The sequence below is a fragment of the Streptomyces calidiresistens genome (genome assembly GCF_014141525.1).
In the GTDB taxonomy this organism is placed as follows: Bacteria; Actinomycetota; Actinomycetes; order Streptomycetales; family Streptomycetaceae; genus Streptomyces; species Streptomyces calidiresistens.
The window spans coordinates 1-548 of sequence record NZ_VKHS01001496.1 but is presented as its reverse complement, the minus strand read 5'-3'; the positions used below and the strand labels follow the sequence as shown (position 1 = coordinate 548).

1 protein-coding gene is annotated in these 548 nt (G+C 76.5%); it reads left to right on the top strand.

Going from position 1 to position 548, the window contains the following annotated elements:
• Nucleotides 1-219: 219 nt before the first annotated feature.
• On the top strand, nucleotides 220-537 hold the full coding sequence (locus tag FOE67_RS27995; protein WP_182667590.1) for a hypothetical protein: 318 nt from the start codon (nucleotides 220-222) through the stop codon (nucleotides 535-537).
• The last annotated feature ends 11 nt before the right edge of the window (nucleotides 538-548 follow it).

Genomic DNA, 548 nt, shown 5'->3' with positions numbered 1-548 from the left:
GGTTGATGCAGCGGGTGGACGGCGGTGGGGGCGACCGGGTCGCCGCCGCGGAGTTCGCCCGGCGGGTGGCGTCGATGCGTGCGGGGCCGGCCCGCCGGGACTGGTCCTCCCTGTGAGGGCTCCCTGTGAGGGCGTTGCCGGCGGCGGGCTCCCGAACGCCCCGGGAGGCCGTGCGGGAAGCGGCCTCCGGGCGGTCGGTGGGGCCGCTAGGCTTCGCGCATGATCGCTTTCGGCCGGAGAGCGGTCCGGGTCTACCGGGCCGCTGACCGAATAGTCGCCCGTCCCGGGGAACCCACGGCCTTCGAGGTGTTCCTGGCGCGGCGTCCGCTGCTGGTGGCGGTGGGGGCGGGGGCGCCGCTCTCGGCGTTGTTCGCGGCGACGGCGCTGCTGTGCGATCTGCGGGAGGTGCACCTGACCACCTGGTTGATGCAGCGGGTGGACGGCGGTGGGGGCGACCGGGTCGCCGCCGCGGAGTTCGCCCGGCGGGTGGCGTCGATGCGTGCGGGGCCGGCCCGCCGGGACTGGTCCTCCCTGTGAGGGCTCCCTGT

Coding starts and splice junctions, on each gene's coding strand:
- FOE67_RS27995 (WP_182667590.1), top strand. CDS start 220: ATGATCGCTTTCGGCCGGAGAGCGGTCCGGGTCTACCGGGCCGCTGAC.